We start from the raw sequence: 18,147 nt of genomic DNA, 5'->3' as shown, positions 1-18,147 counted from the left end.
TTACGTTAGATTTTTATCCTATATTTGTAGATATACAAAAAATCAAAGGCTTATGAAGAAACATTTACTTCGCATGTTGAGTTTTGGATTGCTGGGTTGCTTTGCCTTAGGCGTACAACTTTTATCTGCAGATCCAATAGGTTTGGCCGGATCGCTCCGGATTGCACAGGAGCGTTATTCAGAAGCGCATACTTCGGGTTTGAAATCCGAGGGTTTTCCTGATTTCAAGTTGGCATATATCGGAACGGAGAAAGCTATTATGGCTGCTTCTTCATTACGTTCGTCGGCTGTCGAAGATGCTTTGTTATACATTTATAATGTCGGTGACGATCGGGGATTTGTAATTGTTTCCGGTGAAGACCAGGGGAAACAACTTTTGAGGATATCGGATAACGGCTCTTTTCCGACTGGTGGTTTGTCCGGCAATATGAATAATTTTCTTATGATGTACACCCGTTATGTCAAGGCTTTGCGAAGTGGTGCAATTGTTGCGCAAACAGCAGGGACGAAAGCCGGTAGTTCAGATACGGATGCTTCTGAGTTTCCGGAAAGAGTGATCCCACTGGTCAAAGCCAAATGGGAGGTAGGTTATCCTTATAATGCCTCTTGTCCTGAAATCGGTGGTTATCTGAGTGAGGCCGGTCCTGCTGCTGTAGCAATGGCCCAGATCATGTCTTTTCATAAATATCCGGCGGGTGGAGTAGGGCATATCAGCTATAAATATGCCGGCAGCTCCCATGGTTTCGGGGGAACTCTTACGGGTTCTAAGTACTATTGGGATGAAATGCCTGTTGAACTGAATGAAAAGTCTTCCGATCGTGAGATCGATGATGTGTCGACGTTGATTTTTCATTGTGGCATTGCTGCCCGTACCAATTATGAATATGGTTCGACAGCAGATAATGAAGATGTATGGAACGCCTTTGTCGAGAATTTTCAGTACGACAAGAACCTGCAACTTTATGACCGTGCTTTCTTCTCGGAAAACGAGTGGACTACTATGTTGAAGACTGAACTGGCTGCTATGCGTCCGGTTTATTATTCGGGAGAGGGCGGCGAGAATAATCAGGGATATAGCTGGTCTTTCGTTTGCGACGGATATAATAAGGATAATCTTTTCCATCTGAAAACCGGATATGCCGGGGACGGTTATTTTGAGTTAGGTGCTATCAATATTGGTTTTTATTCACAGAACGAGCATCAACAGATAATCACCGGTATCCGGAAACCGACGGCGGCATCTGAGCCTGCAACGCTTTTGGGGATCAGTTCGATCGATATTGAAGGAAACGGACAGGTTAAGTTAGGCGATAATCTGCCGATTTCTTTTTCCTTGTCTAACTTCGGTGCGGATGGCGACTATTACATTTTCAGCAAGCTTTTTAGGGAAGACGAAGCAATCGAGGTACAGAGAGAAGACTATGAGGCAAACGTGGAGTTGATCGATAACTTCAAACGTGGAGAGCTTATCGAAGGCAATACCTTTACCTTCGATGTGCCGGACAGCACGGCTACTTATTACATCTATGTGGTTGGTTGCAAAGCCGGGGAGTCTGTGATGAAACCGATCCGCACGGCTAATCATCCGTATGATTATGTGGTGGTCGATGTGAAGGACGGTAACGTTACGCTTTCTAAAGCCGAAAGGAAACTGTCTGCCGATCCCGTTAAGGTCACTTATGATGCGGATAATAATACGGCAGTCTTCGAGGTCACTTTCCATAACAATCAGCAGGCGGATTATTATGGAACAGCCGGTCTGCTGGTCACAGCGCCGGGTCTTTCTACCGAAGAATATAGCTGGGAAGTAAATAACCTGGTGAATATACCTGCAGGGGAAAGCCGGAAGGTTTCCTTTACGGGTGGTTTTGACTGGACTGTTGGTGACACTTTGGTTGTTGTTGCTACTTATCAGTCGGGCTTACGGGATCTGTGGTATCCTTTTTATACCGATATTGAGGAAAGCACGCGCTGGTTTGCATTGAAGGTGGACGGTTCTCTGACCGTTTCCAATGAAACGATTGAACAACCGGCAACTGGTTTTGAATATACTTTTGATCCTGTATCCGGGTTGCTTGCCTTGCAGTCGAATGCATTAATGACAAACCTGATGGTTTACAGATATGATGGACAGGCTGTATGCAGATATCCGATCGGTAGTCAAACAGCTTATTCAACTTACCTTTCTATTCCAACGGGACATTATATTCTTATGGTACAAACCGGACAAGGAACGGAAGTCAGAAAGTTTTATAAGAAATAATGGTTGAGAAACCAGCTTTACTTTTATTGACCGGCGGATCTTAAACTCTAAGATCCGCCGGTTATTTTTTCAGACTGATTCGGAATGGTTTATTCAACCCGCACTTCCCCTGTAATCCCTTTCAGGCTGCCGGGGACTAACTCGTATCCCATGACATATTCCGCCGGAATGCTCTTGTGTGTCAGTCCGAAATCAGCGATCGACTTAAAACCGAGCCGATAATAGTAATTCGGATCGCCGCACAGGAATGCCGCCTTATATCCCATCTCTTTGCCGAGTTTCAGACCTTCCCGCATAAGTGCGCCGCCGATACCCTTGCTTCGATATTCCAGGGCGACCGAAAGCGGAGCAACCAATAGGACATCGAACCGGCTGCCGTCCGGTTGGGTGATATACGTATTGGTCAACATGATATGACCGATCAGCTTGCCACCTTCTTCGGCTACCAGCGCCAGTTCGGGAATGTATAATTTACTGTTATTCCTTAGATTGACAGCGAAATCCTGTTCATCTCCGTCACTGACTTTCGCCGTTTCGAAGGCCGTCCGGATCAGGTCGTAGATAGCCGGGTGATCTTGCTCCGTCTCTTGTCTGATGATGTATTCCATAAATTACCAGGGAGTGAGCGTCACATTACGGAACTCCACTTCTTTCCCTTCGCTCTGCAAGCCGATGTAACCGTCTTTCTGCTTGTTCCATCCCGTGTTTTGGTAAACGCCGTTGATGTAGACGTTGATCTTACCGTCTTTCACGTAGATGTTGGCTTCGTTCCACTCTCCGGCAGGTTTCTCGCTGCTGGGAGCGTTCTTTTTCACTACCGGGAAACCAGGGCGAGGTTCGCCGGGCTTGCCTTGATACTGTGCCAGGTCGGAACCGCCCAACAGGACGAAATCACCGGCACTGCCTAACATCAGGTTACATTCGATGCCGTTCGGGAACGGATTCTTCGGTTCGGCGATCAACAGGAAAATACCGCTGTTCGCACCCTGGTCACCATTCGGCCAACGCCATTCCACATGCAACTTATAGTTGTCGTATTTCTCTTTCGTGTACATGTAACCGAAAGGCTGTCCTTTGATCTTGATCACGCCGTCGCCTACGGAATAAACCTGTTCGGCCGGAACGGAATTTTTGTCGACGACAAAGTTCCAGTTGGAAAGGTCTTTCCCGTTGAACAACTTGATCGTTTTCTGTGCGTTTGCATCGCTTCCGAAACAGAGGAAAGCAGCAGCGATAGCCGCCATGCAGAGCATTCTTTTTTTCATGGTTCTAAATGAATTATATGGTAATTAATCAACAATAAGTTTACGGTAACGTACGCGTTTAGGCTCTGTATCTCCGCCCTGTTTGCGCTTGTATTCTTCATATTCGGAATACGTTCCTTCATAGAAGACCACATTCGAATCGCCTTCGAACGACAGAATATGCGTACAGATACGGTCGAGGAACCAACGGTCGTGGGAAACGACAACGGCACATCCGGCAAAGTTTTCCAAACCTTCTTCCAGTGCACGCAGCGTGTTTACGTCGATATCGTTGGTCGGTTCGTCCAGCAGCAGCACGTTGGCTTCAGCCTTCAGTGTAATGGCGAGATGCAGGCGATTGCGTTCTCCACCTGACAGGACACCGCAAAGTTTTTCCTGGTCGGCACCTGCAAAATTGAACCGTGACAGGTAAGCACGCGAGTTGATCTCTTTTCCTCCTACGCGGATAAATTCCTGGCCTCCGGAAACAACCTGGAAAACGGTCTTTTTCGGATCGATATCTTTATGTGTCTGGTCGGCATAACCCACTTTCACGGTTTCGCCCACTTCGAATGTACCTTTGTCGATGCTTTCCATGCCCATGATCATCTTGAACAGCGTTGTCTTACCGGCACCGTTCGGACCGATCACACCGACGATACCGTTCGGAGGAAGCATGAAGTTGAGGTCGTCGAACAACAGTTTCTCACCGAATGCCTTCGCTACATGTTGTGCCTCGATCACCTTATTACCCAGACGCGGACCGTTCGGGATAAAGATTTCCAGCTTGGCTTCGCGTTCTTTCTGGTCTTCGTTCAGCAACGCTTCGTACGAGTTCAGACGAGCCTTACCTTTGGCCTGACGGGCTTTAGGGGCCATGTTGATCCATTCCAGCTCGCGTTCCAGCGTCTTGCGGCGTTTGCTGACCTGCTTTTCTTCCATAGCCATCTTCTTCGTCTTCTGATCCAGCCAGGAAGAGTAATTGCCTTTCCAGGGAATACCTTCGCCACGGTCGAGTTCCAGAATCCAGCCTGCCACATGGTCGAGGAAGTAACGGTCGTGTGTGATGCAGATCACCGTACCGGCATATTGCTGCAGGTGTTGTTCCAGCCAGTCGATCGACTCGGCATCCAGGTGGTTGGTCGGCTCATCGAGCAGCAACACATCCGGCTGCTGAAGCAACAGGCGGCAAAGGGCAACACGGCGGCGTTCACCTCCTGACAGCGTATCGACTATCTGGTCTTCGGGCGGGCAGCGGAGGGCATCCATCGCACGTTCCAGGCGGCTGTCGAGGTTCCAGGCATCGGTTGCGTCGATCTTGTCCTGCAATTCTGCCTGACGGGTGATCAGTGCATCCATCTTGTCGGGATCATCCAGCACTTCCGGATCACCGAATTTTTCGTTTACTTCTTCGTATTCTTTTAATGTGTCTACAATATCCTGTACACCTTCCTGTACGATCTCTTTCACAGTCTTGCCAGCTTCCAGTTTCGGGTCCTGTTCCAGGTAACCTACCGAATAGCCGGGCGAAAACACCACTTCTCCCTGGTATTCTTTTTCAATGCCTGCGATGATCTTCAGCAAGGTTGACTTACCGGAACCGTTCAAACCGATAATACCGATCTTGGCTCCATAGAAGAAAGACAGATAAATATTCTTCAATACTTGTTTCTGGGGCGGGAAAGTCTTACTCACGCCAACCATCGAGAAAATAATTTTCTTATCGTCTGCCATATTAATTAAAGTATGTTTATTAATTTTTTTCCAGGACAAACTTACGGAAATATCTTCAGATTCAAAAATAATATCTTATATACCCGATGATCTTTCTTTTGTATCTGCTGATGCAGTCACATAGTGACGTGATTCGGCTGTTTCCTGCTTTTTGTTGGGTTGGGCGGAAGGGCAGATAAAGGGTGTCAGGCTTTTGCAAATGGTAAACATCTGGAGTGGTGCCAAAAGACGGAGTGAAAATATTGTATCTGTTATGTGCAGTAAGCCAGTGTGTTCTGAACTTTTGGTAGAAATTTATGTAAAAAAGTTATTGGAATATTTGCATAATATAAAACAACCCTCTATCTTTGCACCCGCATTACAGAAGTAACGCACAGGATGATTCGCTAGCTCAGCAGGTAGAGCACATCCCTTTTAAGGATGGGGTCCTGGGTTCGAACCCCAGGCGGATCACTGAAAACAAAAGAAAAATCAAGCAAATCCCTGATAATCAAGCATTATCAGGGATTTCTTTTTTCTGGCAGGTGGCAGAAAATAGACATTTCAAGCATATTGTTGGTGTGCAAATCGTGGTACATAAATCGGGCTGAAAAAAGTCCCACGATTTAGCTTATTTCTCACTGATTCATAGTATTTTGCATAGCACTACTTTGGAAGAGAATACATAGTTTTGTAACTCTAAAAATGATGTAAAAATGGCTAGAAAAACCTTCAATGTGCTATTCTTTATCAAGAAAGCCAGATTATTAAAGAACGGAGAAGCACCCGTGTGCATGAGAATTACTGTAAACGGCTGTATGGTAGATGTTTTAGTAAAAAGAAGCTGTCCTGTAAACCTATGGAATCAGGCAAAAGAAAATTCAAAAGGTAAAGACCGTATGTCGGTGGAACTGAACCACTACTTAGAAATCACACGTTCACGCATACACCAAATTTATAGGGAACTAGAATCATCGGGCAAGACTATCACAGTCGATCTTATGAGAAAGTTATATTATGGTGTAGAAGAAGATAACAAAACACTATTGCAGGTATTCAGGGAACATAACGAGCAAAGCCGTAGGTTGATCGGCAAAGACTTCGTTAGTAAGACTGTGCAGCGGTATGAAACCACTACCCGATATTTAGAGGAATTTATCAAAAAAGAATATCTGCTTTCAGATATTGCTCTAAATAACTTGGAAGCGAATTTCATTTCTAAGTTTGATGCTTTCTTAAAGATTGAAAAGGGCTGTGCACAGAACTCCGCAATCACCCGATTGAAGAACCTGAAGAAAATTATCCGCATTGCTTTGGAAAACGATTGGATTAAAAAAGATCCATTCGCTTACTATCGCTTTAAACTAGAAGAAACTGATCCTGAATTCCTGACGATGGACGAGATTAAAATCATTCTCGCCAAAGAGTTTACTATTAAGCGAGTAGAGCAGGTACGGGATATTTTTGTTTTTTGCATTTTTACAGGCTTGGCTTTCAGCGATGTAAAAGATTTATCACCTGAACATTTGGTACGGGATAACAAAGGGGAACTTTGGATAAGGAAGAACCGCCAAAAGACAAAAATCATGTGCAATATTCCTGTGTTACCTGTGGCAGCTTCTATTCTTGACAAGTACAAGGATGTGGCAGAGTGTACCGGAAAACTATTGCCAGTATTGAGCAATCAACGCATGAACAGCTACCTGAAAGAGATTGCAGATGTATGCGGATTACAGAAAAATTTGTGCACACATTCAGCCCGGCACTCCTATGCCACCTCTATATGCCTAGCGAATGGCGTAAGTATGGAAAACGTAGCTAAGATGTTAGGCCATGCAGATACCAGCGTAACGAAACACTATGCACGGGTGCTGGATCAGAATATTCTAAAGGATATGCAGAAAGTTAATAGCTGTTTGTCGGAATTGGCGATATAAAAAAGCAGTAGCTAATATGGCAAAAAGATTGGGAAGAATGAATTTCACTTTCTCAATCCTTTTCTTTTAAAGTAAGTTTTTCAGAACTCAATATGAAGCATTGACAAAGGTAAGTTCCGTATTTAGACTGTTCAAGCCCAAGCCCTACGGGTTTTTCTAAAAATCTTCCTCTCCATTGCATTCCGAGCGTATTTTTAGAAAAAGACTTGCACAGACTAAATACTTCACTGGAAAAGTCAATGATTCAAATTGAATTCCGAAAAACAATGTTTTCGAGAGTGACAAGAGGAAAGTTTTCTCCGGTTCTGTCGTATCTTAAATAACTTTCTCATACAGCTTAAACCAATCTAGCCCATAGTTACCTAATCCCAAGCCTACGGTATCAATATATTCAAAACCGCATTTCTCATATAGAGAGATAGCCGGAAGATTCTTTTCATAGACATCCAATCGAATGGATTTTACACCTGATTGTTGAGCCAATTCAAATGAGTAATCCATTAAAGCCCGACCAATACCCATTTTCAGGAATGAAGGATGCACAACAAAAGTACGTATTACAAAAATATGGCTGTAGTCTGTATTGACCTTCCACCTTGCATTATTATAGGCTTCTTCTGGCTGGTGGTCTAAGATAATAGAACCGACAATCTTTTCGTCATACCTGACAACGTAAAGAGTATTATTCTGTATTCCATCGACTGCACATTCACGAACAGGATAAATGCCTTTTATCCATCCGGGATAATTGGTGGTAGCTGCCAGATAATCATTCAAATCATCATATAGCTTTTCTAACTCGTCAATATCGGCAGGCGTGCCGGATTCTATTACAAACTTCATAATTACAAATGTTTGGGATGCAAAGGTATAATTTCCACCTCAATAAAAGAGATTTCTCTTAAAGATAGTGGAAATCATACTCTTTAGTTAGTTATTCCTTCCAGCTTTCAAAATAGTGCTTTTGAAGCAGTTTATCAATTTCATTTTGCCGATAGATGATTTTACCCTTTATCTGAATGAAGGGTATTAATCCCGTATCTCGCCATTCTTGCAGAGTTCGTAAACTGACATTTAGTTTTTTAGAAACCTCATGATTGGAAAGAAAACGTTCTCCGTTCAGGTGGGGTTTATAGTGCTTTACGATAGTCTCAATGCCATTCAGCATTGAGTCAAGCGAAGAAAAAAACTCTTTGACTTGCGGTATATCTTTATTTATTAATTCCATGATTGAAAGATTGTTTTATTGAAATATTGATTTCAAGATTGATAGCTAATTAGTTGTATGATTAGCTGGTTGATTGATTAGTTACGCAGATAATCACCCAATGATGAAAAATTAAGTATATCTTTCACTGGATCATAATCTATGTAAATTCGTTTAGGAACAGGAGCGATAAAATACAGGCTGCCTTCTTTCTGTATTTCATAAGTGGCAGGTGAAGCCTGTTTGGTGGTTTCCGATACATAGATAATAGAGAGAAGATAATCTTTGTCGCTCCGGTAGATGATAACCGTAGGATTCAGATTAACGCTTTCCCATGTGCCGACAATGGAAAATAGGTTGAAGGACGGATAATCTTCTTTAGTTCTTTTCATGAGGCATGATTTGTTTGGATGATTGGTTTTGTGTTTCACTGTCTGCAATAATTCTTTCAATATCGGAAGACTTATAATAAATCTTGCTCCCAATTTGAGAATAAGCCAGTCGCCCACTACTTCGGTAATATTGCAGTGTTCGTTTACTAAAACCTAACAACAGGCACACTTCCTGACTATCCAGCCAGTTTTCAACTTTTTGAGTATGAGTGTTGCACAAACTCTCTATCCGTTTGGCAAACTCCGTGAACTTCTCGCAGACATACGAGAATGTTCTTTTTTCGATGGTTACTACTTCCATACATTTAATTTTTTAATGGTTTATAAAACGTATTGATTCTATTTCACCAGCAAATGAAAGAAGAATCAAGAGCCGTTTTCCAAACTGTCTGGAAGTGGTAGCATAAAGCTACTAATGTCTAACTACCTAAATGTATATATAAGAATCTGCGGAAGTTAAAATAGTAAACTCACTATCAGAATCACTTAATAAAAACAGATAAAAGGACGCAAAAAACTAGTTATGAGCTTACATCATAGTCTATAGCCTGTTTTAATTGGTTACATTATTGTAATGCGGAGATTAAACATTATATTTACGGCAAGATATTCAGCATACAACATAGATGTGAAATGAGAGAAAGTGAAATTCTATATCCGTCACTATCACTTTCCCAATATATTAAATATTATTGGGTGCTAAAAACCGATGAAGTAGAACCTGTGATGATTCAAACTATTCCATCGGGTTGTATGCATCTTGTTTTTCACCGAGGTGATAACTTGAACATCCACGCAAAAGGTTTACAACCGAAGAACTTTATTCGGGGACAATTTTCCATTTATGGGAATTTAATTTCAAAGGGTAATATTGATATGATTGCGATTATATTTCATCCTTTAGGCTTAAACCCCTTTATACAATGCCCTATGAGTGACTTATATAACCGTTACATAGACATTGAAGATTTAGAGGATATAGAATTAAACCATCTTAAAAATTTCATTTCCAGCGAAAGAAACGTTCAGACTTGTATTCAGTTTATCGAACTTTTTCTCATGAAGCGGCTGATTGATATAGATTATAATCACAAAAGGGTACAGAATTCTATCAGCCAAATAATCAATCAACCGCAAATAGAGGTGAATACTCTTGCTGAAAGTGCTTGTTTAGGATATAGGCAGTTTAAAAGAATATTCACCAACCATGTAGGGATGAGCCCTAAAGAATATTACAGAGTAGTCCGTTTTCAGCGAGTTCTGTATCTATTACAGAATAATCCGGGAATAGAGATTGCAGATCTGACTTATTCCTGTGGCTTTTATGACCCCTCTCACTTGGTAAAAGACTTTAAGAAGTTTTCAGGTTGTTCGCCAACTCAATATTTATCTTCCCATTCTCCTTATTCTACATTCTTCTCCGAAGATTGTAGGCTTAATGTTATCAAATCCAATCGTTTTGCATAGCTCCGATTTGTATAAAGTCAGTTTTTTACAAGTGAACGATAGGCAAAAGCCTTATTTTTGCAGAAGAATTTAAAACTGAAACATGATGCAAAGAACTAATTTTAGCTATATAACCGATGGAATTGCAAAGGTTGTTGAAACGGAAGAGAGGTTGTTAAACGACTTACCTGTAGAAGTGATAACACAAAGAAGAAACAGGCAGAATCGCACTATCAAGCAGATACTCGGTCATTTGATTGATTCGGCATCTAACAATCATCAACGAATGGTTCGTCTGCAATATAGCAAAGATCTACTTTTTTTCCCCGATTATCGTCAGGACAATGATCTGTGGATAGCTCTGCAAGATTATCAAAATGCAGATTGGGCTAACTTAATCCAATTATGGAAATTCTATAATTTACATATCATTCAGGTTATTCATTCTGTAGATGTAACGAAATTAGATAATTATTGGTGTGATTATGAAGGAACTAAAGTTACGCTAAAAGAAATGATAGAGGGTTATTTAGATCATCTACATCTGCATATAAAAGAAATTCATGAACTAGTTGAAAGCACTATTCAATAAACTATGCAGTTATTTGCGACAAGTATAACATATTGTAATATATTACTAACTTTTAGTATTTTGCAAAACAGAAAGCCTAAATAGAGAACGAATAATGAACGTATGAACTACTTTAGTCCGCTATGTTTTTCCGTTGCTGCAAATAACTCTCTTTCATTCATAGAATATTTTATCGAACTCGTGAAAAAGAGTTGCCCATCAAATTTATTTTCAGAAAAACATTAAAATATATCGCTATTTAAATAGAAATCACTATTTTAGCACACTGAACCAATACACTCTATATGTAGATACGCGGATATTCTATCCATACAAACTTTTAGTTGTAGCAGAAAACCTTTCTGTTACTTGTTTGCGTATCACTTCCTAACGTTTTAGCAATATTATTTTTAGCCCGAAAAAGGTGCGTAAATTTCTATGTTTGTAACGGATAATTGTATTTCTTATCCTATTATGGGATTTTTATAATAACAAATATTCAAAATACAAATGAGAATCATCAACAAAAAACCAGTTCTATTTGAAAAGTCCAATCATAATATTTGGACTGATCCTTATATTCAGCAGCAAATATTAAAAAGACATCTCGATTTCCAGTCCGATGAAGCTAGCCGAAGACAAGAATCTGTCTTAAAAATAGTAAATTTCGTTCTTAAACATTCAAAACCTGAAAGTCATTTACTTGATTTGGGATGTGGACCGGGATTATATACCTCACTTTTTGCAGATGCAAATTATGTTGTAACAGGCATTGACTTTAATAAGTCTTCAATAGAGTATGCTAAAAGAAAACAGAATGGAATAAAATACATTCTGAATGACTACATTAATAATTACCCCAATGGCAAGTACGATACTATAACCATGATCTATTGTGATATGGGAACTCATTCCGATAGTGACCGTGATCGATTACTGGATAATATATATCACTCTCTTACTAATGGCGGAACTTTTATTTTTGATGTTTTCTCGGAAAGGATAATTAGTGACAGACGGGAAAGTAAAAATTGGGAATACGCACCTCACGGTGGTTTCTGGGATGAAAATAAATATCTGCTTTTGAGCCAAACATTCCATTATCCTAAGAACAAAGTATTTGCATATCAACATAACTTGGTAGTCGAAGGAACAATCAAACATTTTATTATTTGGGAAAGATATTATTCAGAGAAAGAAATAACAGACCTATTAGAAAAGGTCGGATTCCGCAAAATAACAATTTATAGAGATTTACTCGGTAAGAACAATTTCACATCAAGCAGTGAAATTTTCATAGTTGCAGAAAAGTGAAATGTATGATTATATGTAACCTAGCCATTTAAAGTATAAGTGAAACGTTTCTTAGAAACAAAGTTATTCAAACTACTCTCTTGCTCTGTTAATGGCAATGAGATTGACCGTATAGAATTATCAATGGCTTATGATGATTTTGTACGGCAACTCCTTTTGTTTTGTCAGGAAGAACAGAATATTATATTATTATGCTTTGCTATAAATTACACTGTAGCAGAGGTAAAAGAATTGAATATGCGTCTAGAGGTTGAGGATGATAAATCTTCGCTTGAAATCCGGTTGTTAATAATTAAGGTATTAAGTATATTAGATTCTACTTTTAAGGTGATACAATTCCGCTTGGATAACCCTGATTTATTTCCGATAAACACAGAAAATAGTTTTGACCCTGATGTGTATTTATCTAATGATGTTGATATGATTGATATAATGGAATTGATATGCGGTTTATTTTATTCACACTCCGTAAAAAACAAGATTGGAAATCCTGTGAATTTTTCAGAACTGGCACGGGTATTTGAGAAAGGAATGAACTTTAAATTTGCAGACATATACAAGAAAAGGGATGATGTTTTTAAGCGTAAAGCCACAAAACTGACAGAGTTTCTAAATGAATTAATAATCGCTATCAAGATAGAAAGTAAAAATAGAGGGTATTTGTAAATCAGTAGCTTATCAATAATTTATAGGGGAATAGATGATCTACTCCCCTAATTTATTTGCGCCCGTTTGCTGAACTTTGCTTTATCAATCGATTGGAAATCTTAATGTTTAACTTAAAAATGAAGCAAGATGTATATTGACAACGAAGACTTTGAAAAATGGATGGCGAAGTTATCCAAGAAACTCACTGAAATAGGACAAGACCTAAAATCTCTTATAAACACCGATAAGGTACTGGATGATAATGAAAAGATACTCGACAATCAGGATTTAGCCTTTCTATTGAAAGTATCTTTTCGAACGCTTCAACGTTACAGGGTAAGCGGACAACTACCCTACTTTACCATCGGAAAGAAAACCTATTATCAAGCAAATGATATTCGAGCTTTTGTTCGTGAACGTGCCGACTCTCAAACTTACAAACAGTTTGAAAAAGGCAATCAATTAAACAATCAGCCCTGAAAGCAAAAGATAGCAGAAGAAAGAAGTCTGTGTTTAGGCTATTCCTCTGTACCACCACCCCGATTTAGCACAAACTGCCTCACCTATCGGTTCAGCCCGTTTCGCTAAATCGAGCAAGAGGGAACTGGACAAGTCCTGTTCTTCCCTCTTGCCCTGCGGGGCAAAGCCTTCGGCTTTAGCGTGTTGCAAGAACACGCTGTAATGACACCTGTAATAAGTATTTTCTTTTCAATCCTTATTATCAGGTATTTATCTATTCATATTTCTATAAAAAAGTAATTACTATGCCAAACAGCAGTCGAAAAACGATATTCACCACCATTTCCATAGACAAGGAAACGGCAGCTTTGGTAGAAAAGATATGCAAACGCTATTCACTGAAAAAGAGCGAAGTTGTAAAGTTGGCGTTCGGATATATAGATAAGGCGCATATCAACCCATCGGAAGCACCTGAATCCGTAAAATCAGAACTGGCGAAAATAAATAAGAGACAGGATGATATTATCCGCTTCATTCGTCATTACGAGGAAGAACAACTGAATCCGATGATACGGGCTACAAATTCTATCGCTTTACGTTTCGATACAATCGGGAAAACTTTAGAAACTCTTATTCATTCTCAACTGGAAGCTAGTCAGGAGAGACAAACAGCCGTACTTAAAAAGTTAAGTGAACAGTTCTGTAATCATGCTGATGTGATAAATAACCAATCCAAACAGATAAATGCACTCTACCAAATACACCAACGGGATTATAAAAAGTTATTTCACCTGATACAACTCTATTCAGAACTTTCTGCTTGTGGTGTGATGGATAGCAAAAGGAAAGAGAACTTAAAAACTGAAATCGGTAATCTGATAAACACATAGGGTTATGCACATAGATTTTGCCCCGCCATCAAATGGAACATATAATAATTCTGGGAGTTGCCGACAGCTAGCTAATTATTTAGAGCATGAAGATTTGGAACGCATGGAAAAAGGTATCTATACTGAAGGTTTTTTCAATCTGATGGAGGATAACATCTATAAATCAACCGCCATAAAAGATATAGATAGCAATATTGGGCAACTCCTGAAAACTGATGCTAAGTTTTTTGCTATTCATATCAGCCCATCGAAAAAAGAACTCCGAGCGATGGGTAACACAGAACAAAAACAAGCCGAAGCTATGAAACGCTATATACGGGAAGTATTTATTCCTGAATATGCCAAAAACTTCAATAAAGGACTATCCGCTTCGGATATAAAGTTTTATGGTAAGATTCATTTTGACCGTAGCCGTTCAGATAATGAATTGAATATGCACTGCCATTTAATCGTAAGCCGTAAAGACCAAACGAATAAGAAGAAGCTGTCACCACTTACCAATCATAAGAATACCAAGGAAGGAAAGGTGACAGGAGGCTTTGAGCGTGTAAATCTGTTCCAACAAGCGGAACAGGGCTTTGATAAACTATTTGGTTATGACCGCCAACAATCAGAATCGTTTAACTACCACAATACAATGAAGAATGGTTCTATAACCGAACAGATTAAATTTCAGGAACAAAAAATCTCTGGCGAGAAGAAGAAAGAAACATTTCAATCCAGTGAAAAAGAAAACAAGATTTCTTGCAATCTTGCTAGTAAGCAGGATAACAAACACCCTTACAATCTGCAAAACAGTAATAGTAGTGATTCTCTTTTGTCTATCTTTTCATTGGGAGATAGCAACAATTACAATGCTACATTGGCAGAAGAATTACAAGCACAGAAACGCAAGAAGAAAAAGAAAAAATGGATAAGGCGATGATTGAATATGATGAAGTAAGAAACGATATAGACCGCTACCTGATGGAGTAACCTTGAACCCCAATTATTAAATAAGTCCAAAGACTTTTTGTGCAATAAAGTCTTTGGACTCAATATTTAAGATAAAAGCCTTCTTATTTCAGCTTCCCATCCAGAACGATGTTCGATTCGTTTCTTTACAAGACTATTCTGAATTATCTCTGCTTTGGTTAGCTGAGAAAATTGTTCCCAATCATCTTCAAAAACATACGTTGCATTCCCATAAATTACATTCTCCATTATAAATAGATTTTTAGATGGAAACTTAAATACCAAATATCCTCTAAAACCACCAGCCCCATAAACTAGCCCAGAAGGTCTAAACCGGAGAATCGTATCAATATTATGTTCTTGAACTTTTGCTTTTCCGGTTCTATTACTGGACAAATCTCCAGCTAACTGAGCTAATCTAGTCCAAGGGTAGTCTCCTTCTGGAAGAATACGCCAATTAACCCTTGTAGTTGGAATTGACGATATCGCTGGAACCAAATTTTCAGTAAGGATCTCACAAGGACCAAATAACTCTAAAAACAAATTAATAACATGCTTAATTTTAGATACACTCAAATCATCCTTATGCAATAAAGGTGATGTAACATATAAGTTACCAGAAATATCTATGATTTTCAACTCTATTGAAGGGGCTGGAATATCTTCTCTCTGATACCTTTTATAAGGAACATCTACATAATGATAATCACCATGCCAGTCTTTTATACAAACTTCTCTATATTTAGTTTCCATAGGTAAGTCTCTTCTTTTTATGAAACTACCATTAGCATTTAACCGAGAAACAGCACCTAAAGCGCGAGGTAAAATCTGTTCTCCACTAATGAGAGGAATAGAAAAGCCAAGAAGATTTAACTTATCGACATTTATTTCACTCACCTTTTTTGATACAAAAAAGTTATCATTGTCATGAATTCCAATCAGATAACTATCAATATTCCTAATGCGTACTTTATCTATCATATTCTAACCTCTTGGAGGAAAAGGATCGTTACCATAACTATCTTTTTGTCTAATACGACCATCTTTTCCGTGAATTACTAACTCCGACTGCTCTTTCCGTGCAATCGTACGGGCAATTTCTATTGCTTCTCTTTGAGTTTGGGTAATTCTTGTCTTTTTACTATTACCCTCACCTCTTACAGCCCACTCATCACCAGAAGGCACAACATGTTGATTTTTCTTCATAAAAATCACATTAAAATTATAACTAAACAATAAGCAAACGAGGGTTGTTATAGCATAAAAACATCAAAAGGACTTTGGAATTGCCGATTTTTGTTTTAGCTTTGCACGTGAAATAACGGGATTTCTTAAAAGTGACTATCTTCTAAGGAAGTTGCTACAACCCACAAAAACAAATTCTGAAATAGAGAGCAGCCGCCAAGTAGCTCTCTTTTCTTTTTTATAGTCGTTAACTGTTATTTACTTCTCCATATCTTTATCTTTTAGTTTATTCCAGTTTAAAGTGTTCACATTAGCAAAGAAAGGTATTGCACCATATTTGCCTTGAAGATAGCTCTTACGGACATCTACTCGTGGTTTAAAGTTTGCCAATGATGTCAATCGAGTAGAGCCATCTCTTTCTTTTTCAACAAACCAAACCTCATCTGTACGAATAAAATCTACATCTAGTAAATGGGACTCGTGTGTCGTACAAATAAGTTGAGTATTATTAGCATTAGAAAGTTGCGAAAAATAATATTCAAATATTTTTTGAGACATTATTGGATGCATACTACGATCTATTTCATCAATTAAATAAACTGCTGAATTAAATTGAAGATCAATAAGCATTGGAATAAAATCCAACAATCTAATAGAGCCATCAGATTCTTCATCCATATCAAAAATGACATCCTCATCTTGACTATTCTTGTGTACAGTCATTTGTTTGTATATCTTAGTTTGCCCCTCTTTATCCGTTTCGAAGAAATATACAGATTGTTGATCGGAAGAAGCGACACAGCAGTTTTCATCTGGCTTAGCTTCTGAGAGGATTTGTGAAATTAGCTTTTTGGGTAAATCTGTTTCTTCTTTATTAGTTGCCACTTTTTTAAGATCAGAAATACCAGTATTAAAGAAACGCAATAGTCTTTTGGTCACATTTGAAAACTCATCATCTTTTTCCAGTCGAAAAGACAAACCACGAAAACGAGTTTCTGGAAAAATAATCTTCAAATTATCATCAAACCAATTATAAACGTTGCTGATCGCAATTATACCTTTCCCATTTCTTTTATGGTATTCGGATAAAAAACTTTTATCTATCGGTGTTCCTTCTGAAAGAAATTTTACAAATTGTTTAGATTCTTCATTTCCTTCAATCTCCCCAAAGGAGTAATTAGCATAATCTATCTCTTGTATACGTTCAAATATTTTTTTCTTTGTCCTGCTACTAATTTGATACAACCACTCCTTCTTAATACCCCTGATATTAAAGATTACCCCATACGAGTAATACGAAGAGCCTGCCTTAATCTCAATTTCCAATTTAGAATCTACCTTTTTTTCAGGTGCAAGCTTAAATACATCCCAGTTATTTTTTGGGAATCTTCCTAATGCAATATTTTTTAAAAGATTTACGCAGCGGATCATATTAGATTTGCCAGAAGCATTAGCTCCATAAATTATAGATGATCTCAGAACCGATATATCATCTCTTCTTTCGGCTCTATATACATGTGCCGGAAGAGATGTACCTTTCCCTGCAATGAAACTAATTTCGGTTTCATAATTGAAAGATAGTATATTTTCAAACTTTGCTCTCAGTATCATAATTGTCTTTATTTTCAATTTCATTGCAAACATACGACATAAAATACAAATAAGCAATATTTTTCGTCTTTATTTTTGAAAAAATCGTCGACAACTGATATTTAGGCTTCAAATTAATTGAAAAAGTGAATGGTTATAAGGAGTGCGTATAATACTTAAAGGTATATGTACTTTTCAATCTCTTGTTTCGGTAATATTCAAATGGTAAGTAAAACCATGAGAAATTACTAAAATAAAAACTCCCTTATCGGCACTAGCAGCTATATAAAACAACTTTCTAGTTTTGCAGATTCAAAAATAAAAAATTATCTTT

At 38.7% G+C, this 18,147-nt stretch carries 20 protein-coding genes and 1 tRNA gene; 10 read left to right on the top strand and 11 right to left on the bottom strand.

All coding sequences use genetic code 11. The features are described 5' to 3' along the window. The first annotated feature begins 52 nt into the window (after positions 1-52). Entirely contained in the window at positions 53-2,263 is a 2,211-nt protein-coding gene (locus tag IEY67_RS13415; protein ID WP_229801058.1) for a C10 family peptidase, read from the top strand. Positions 2,264-2,352: 89 nt separating this feature from the next. Here IEY67_RS13415 and IEY67_RS13410 read toward each other — a convergent pair whose 3' ends face one another. From IEY67_RS13410 to ettA, 3 genes are read right to left on the bottom strand one after another with little or no spacing between them, the layout of a single operon-like run. Then, on the bottom strand, positions 2,353-2,871 hold the full coding sequence (locus IEY67_RS13410) for a GNAT family N-acetyltransferase (RefSeq protein ID WP_122373226.1): 519 nt from the start codon (positions 2,869-2,871) through the stop codon (positions 2,353-2,355). Positions 2,872-2,874: 3 nt separating this feature from the next. Further along, positions 2,875-3,528, bottom strand: coding sequence for a 3-keto-disaccharide hydrolase (locus IEY67_RS13405; protein ID WP_122373225.1), 654 nt, complete (start codon positions 3,526-3,528; stop codon positions 2,875-2,877). A 24-nt stretch (positions 3,529-3,552) separates the two neighbouring features. Next, the gene (ettA, locus tag IEY67_RS13400) at positions 3,553-5,241 is read right to left on the bottom strand and encodes an energy-dependent translational throttle protein EttA (protein ID WP_122351281.1); all 1,689 of its coding nucleotides are present in this window, start codon (positions 5,239-5,241) and stop codon (positions 3,553-3,555) included. 380 nt (positions 5,242-5,621) lie between these two features. On the opposite strand from ettA, the gene IEY67_RS13395 reads away from it, so the two are divergent. After that, positions 5,622-5,694, top strand: a tRNA-Lys gene (locus tag IEY67_RS13395). Between the two features lie 242 nt (positions 5,695-5,936). Next, positions 5,937-7,157: a site-specific integrase gene (locus IEY67_RS13390; RefSeq protein WP_183671668.1), complete on the top strand. Its 1,221-nt coding sequence runs from the start codon at positions 5,937-5,939 to the stop codon at positions 7,155-7,157. A gap of 315 nt (positions 7,158-7,472) precedes the next feature. Here IEY67_RS13390 and IEY67_RS13385 read toward each other — a convergent pair whose 3' ends face one another. The 4 genes from IEY67_RS13385 to IEY67_RS13370 all read right to left on the bottom strand — a co-directional run bounded on the left by IEY67_RS13385 (position 7,473) and on the right by IEY67_RS13370 (position 9,057). Then, the gene (locus IEY67_RS13385) at positions 7,473-8,000 is read right to left on the bottom strand and encodes a GNAT family N-acetyltransferase (RefSeq protein WP_183671667.1); all 528 of its coding nucleotides are present in this window, start codon (positions 7,998-8,000) and stop codon (positions 7,473-7,475) included. Between the two features lie 91 nt (positions 8,001-8,091). After that, entirely contained in the window at positions 8,092-8,385 is a 294-nt protein-coding gene (locus tag IEY67_RS13380; protein WP_183671666.1) for a helix-turn-helix domain-containing protein, read from the bottom strand. A 77-nt stretch (positions 8,386-8,462) separates the two neighbouring features. Beyond that, a complete protein-coding gene (locus tag IEY67_RS13375; RefSeq protein ID WP_183671665.1) occupies positions 8,463-8,756 on the bottom strand; it encodes a DUF3876 domain-containing protein in 294 nt (97 codons plus the stop codon). After that, on the bottom strand, positions 8,743-9,057 hold the full coding sequence (locus tag IEY67_RS13370) for a helix-turn-helix domain-containing protein (RefSeq protein ID WP_183671664.1): 315 nt from the start codon (positions 9,055-9,057) through the stop codon (positions 8,743-8,745). The genes IEY67_RS13375 and IEY67_RS13370 overlap by 14 nt, the downstream gene beginning before the upstream one ends. A 332-nt stretch (positions 9,058-9,389) precedes the next feature. Between IEY67_RS13370 and IEY67_RS13365 the strand changes: the two genes are divergently transcribed. The 5 genes from IEY67_RS13365 to IEY67_RS13345 all read left to right on the top strand — a co-directional run bounded on the left by IEY67_RS13365 (position 9,390) and on the right by IEY67_RS13345 (position 13,215). After that, positions 9,390-10,223 (top strand): AraC family transcriptional regulator, encoded by an 834-nt coding sequence (locus IEY67_RS13365; protein WP_183671663.1) that lies wholly within the window; start codon positions 9,390-9,392, stop codon positions 10,221-10,223. Between the two features lie 85 nt (positions 10,224-10,308). After that, the gene (locus IEY67_RS13360) at positions 10,309-10,794 is read left to right on the top strand and encodes a DinB family protein (RefSeq protein WP_183671662.1); all 486 of its coding nucleotides are present in this window, start codon (positions 10,309-10,311) and stop codon (positions 10,792-10,794) included. A 489-nt stretch (positions 10,795-11,283) separates the two neighbouring features. Beyond that, on the top strand, positions 11,284-12,087 hold the full coding sequence (locus tag IEY67_RS13355) for a class I SAM-dependent methyltransferase (RefSeq protein WP_183671661.1): 804 nt from the start codon (positions 11,284-11,286) through the stop codon (positions 12,085-12,087). A 39-nt stretch (positions 12,088-12,126) separates the two neighbouring features. Next, positions 12,127-12,753 (top strand): hypothetical protein, encoded by a 627-nt coding sequence (locus IEY67_RS13350; protein ID WP_183671660.1) that lies wholly within the window; start codon positions 12,127-12,129, stop codon positions 12,751-12,753. A gap of 129 nt (positions 12,754-12,882) precedes the next feature. Continuing rightward, on the top strand, positions 12,883-13,215 hold the full coding sequence (locus IEY67_RS13345) for a helix-turn-helix domain-containing protein (protein ID WP_183671659.1): 333 nt from the start codon (positions 12,883-12,885) through the stop codon (positions 13,213-13,215). Positions 13,216-13,248: 33 nt separating this feature from the next. Here IEY67_RS13345 and IEY67_RS13340 read toward each other — a convergent pair whose 3' ends face one another. Next, a complete protein-coding gene (locus IEY67_RS13340; protein WP_183671658.1) occupies positions 13,249-13,404 on the bottom strand; it encodes a hypothetical protein in 156 nt (51 codons plus the stop codon). Between the two features lie 95 nt (positions 13,405-13,499). Here IEY67_RS13340 and IEY67_RS13335 point away from each other — a divergent pair, with 95 nt between their 5' ends. Both IEY67_RS13335 and IEY67_RS13330 read left to right on the top strand, forming a co-directional pair. Beyond that, positions 13,500-14,084, top strand: coding sequence for a BfmA/BtgA family mobilization protein (locus IEY67_RS13335; RefSeq protein ID WP_183671657.1), 585 nt, complete (start codon positions 13,500-13,502; stop codon positions 14,082-14,084). Positions 14,085-14,088: 4 nt separating this feature from the next. Next, positions 14,089-15,009 (top strand): DUF5712 family protein, encoded by a 921-nt coding sequence (locus IEY67_RS13330; protein ID WP_183671656.1) that lies wholly within the window; start codon positions 14,089-14,091, stop codon positions 15,007-15,009. A gap of 116 nt (positions 15,010-15,125) precedes the next feature. On the opposite strand, the gene IEY67_RS13325 is transcribed toward IEY67_RS13330, so the two are convergent. The 3 genes from IEY67_RS13325 to IEY67_RS13315 all read right to left on the bottom strand — a co-directional run bounded on the left by IEY67_RS13325 (position 15,126) and on the right by IEY67_RS13315 (position 17,834). After that, positions 15,126-16,019, bottom strand: a complete 894-nt coding sequence (locus IEY67_RS13325; protein ID WP_183671655.1) for a hypothetical protein — start codon at positions 16,017-16,019, stop codon at positions 15,126-15,128. Positions 16,020-16,022: 3 nt separating this feature from the next. Further along, positions 16,023-16,244: a DUF2188 domain-containing protein gene (locus IEY67_RS13320; RefSeq protein ID WP_183671654.1), complete on the bottom strand. Its 222-nt coding sequence runs from the start codon at positions 16,242-16,244 to the stop codon at positions 16,023-16,025. A gap of 237 nt (positions 16,245-16,481) precedes the next feature. Further along, entirely contained in the window at positions 16,482-17,834 is a 1,353-nt protein-coding gene (locus tag IEY67_RS13315; RefSeq protein WP_183671653.1) for an AAA family ATPase, read from the bottom strand. Positions 17,835-18,147: the final 313 nt, after the last annotated feature.

Origin of the sequence: Parabacteroides faecis (assembly GCF_014647375.1) — a bacterium.
Lineage (GTDB): Bacteria > Bacteroidota > Bacteroidia > Bacteroidales > Tannerellaceae > Parabacteroides > Parabacteroides faecis.
Note: the sequence above shows the minus strand (reverse complement) of the source record. Positions and strands in the feature narration are given on the sequence as shown.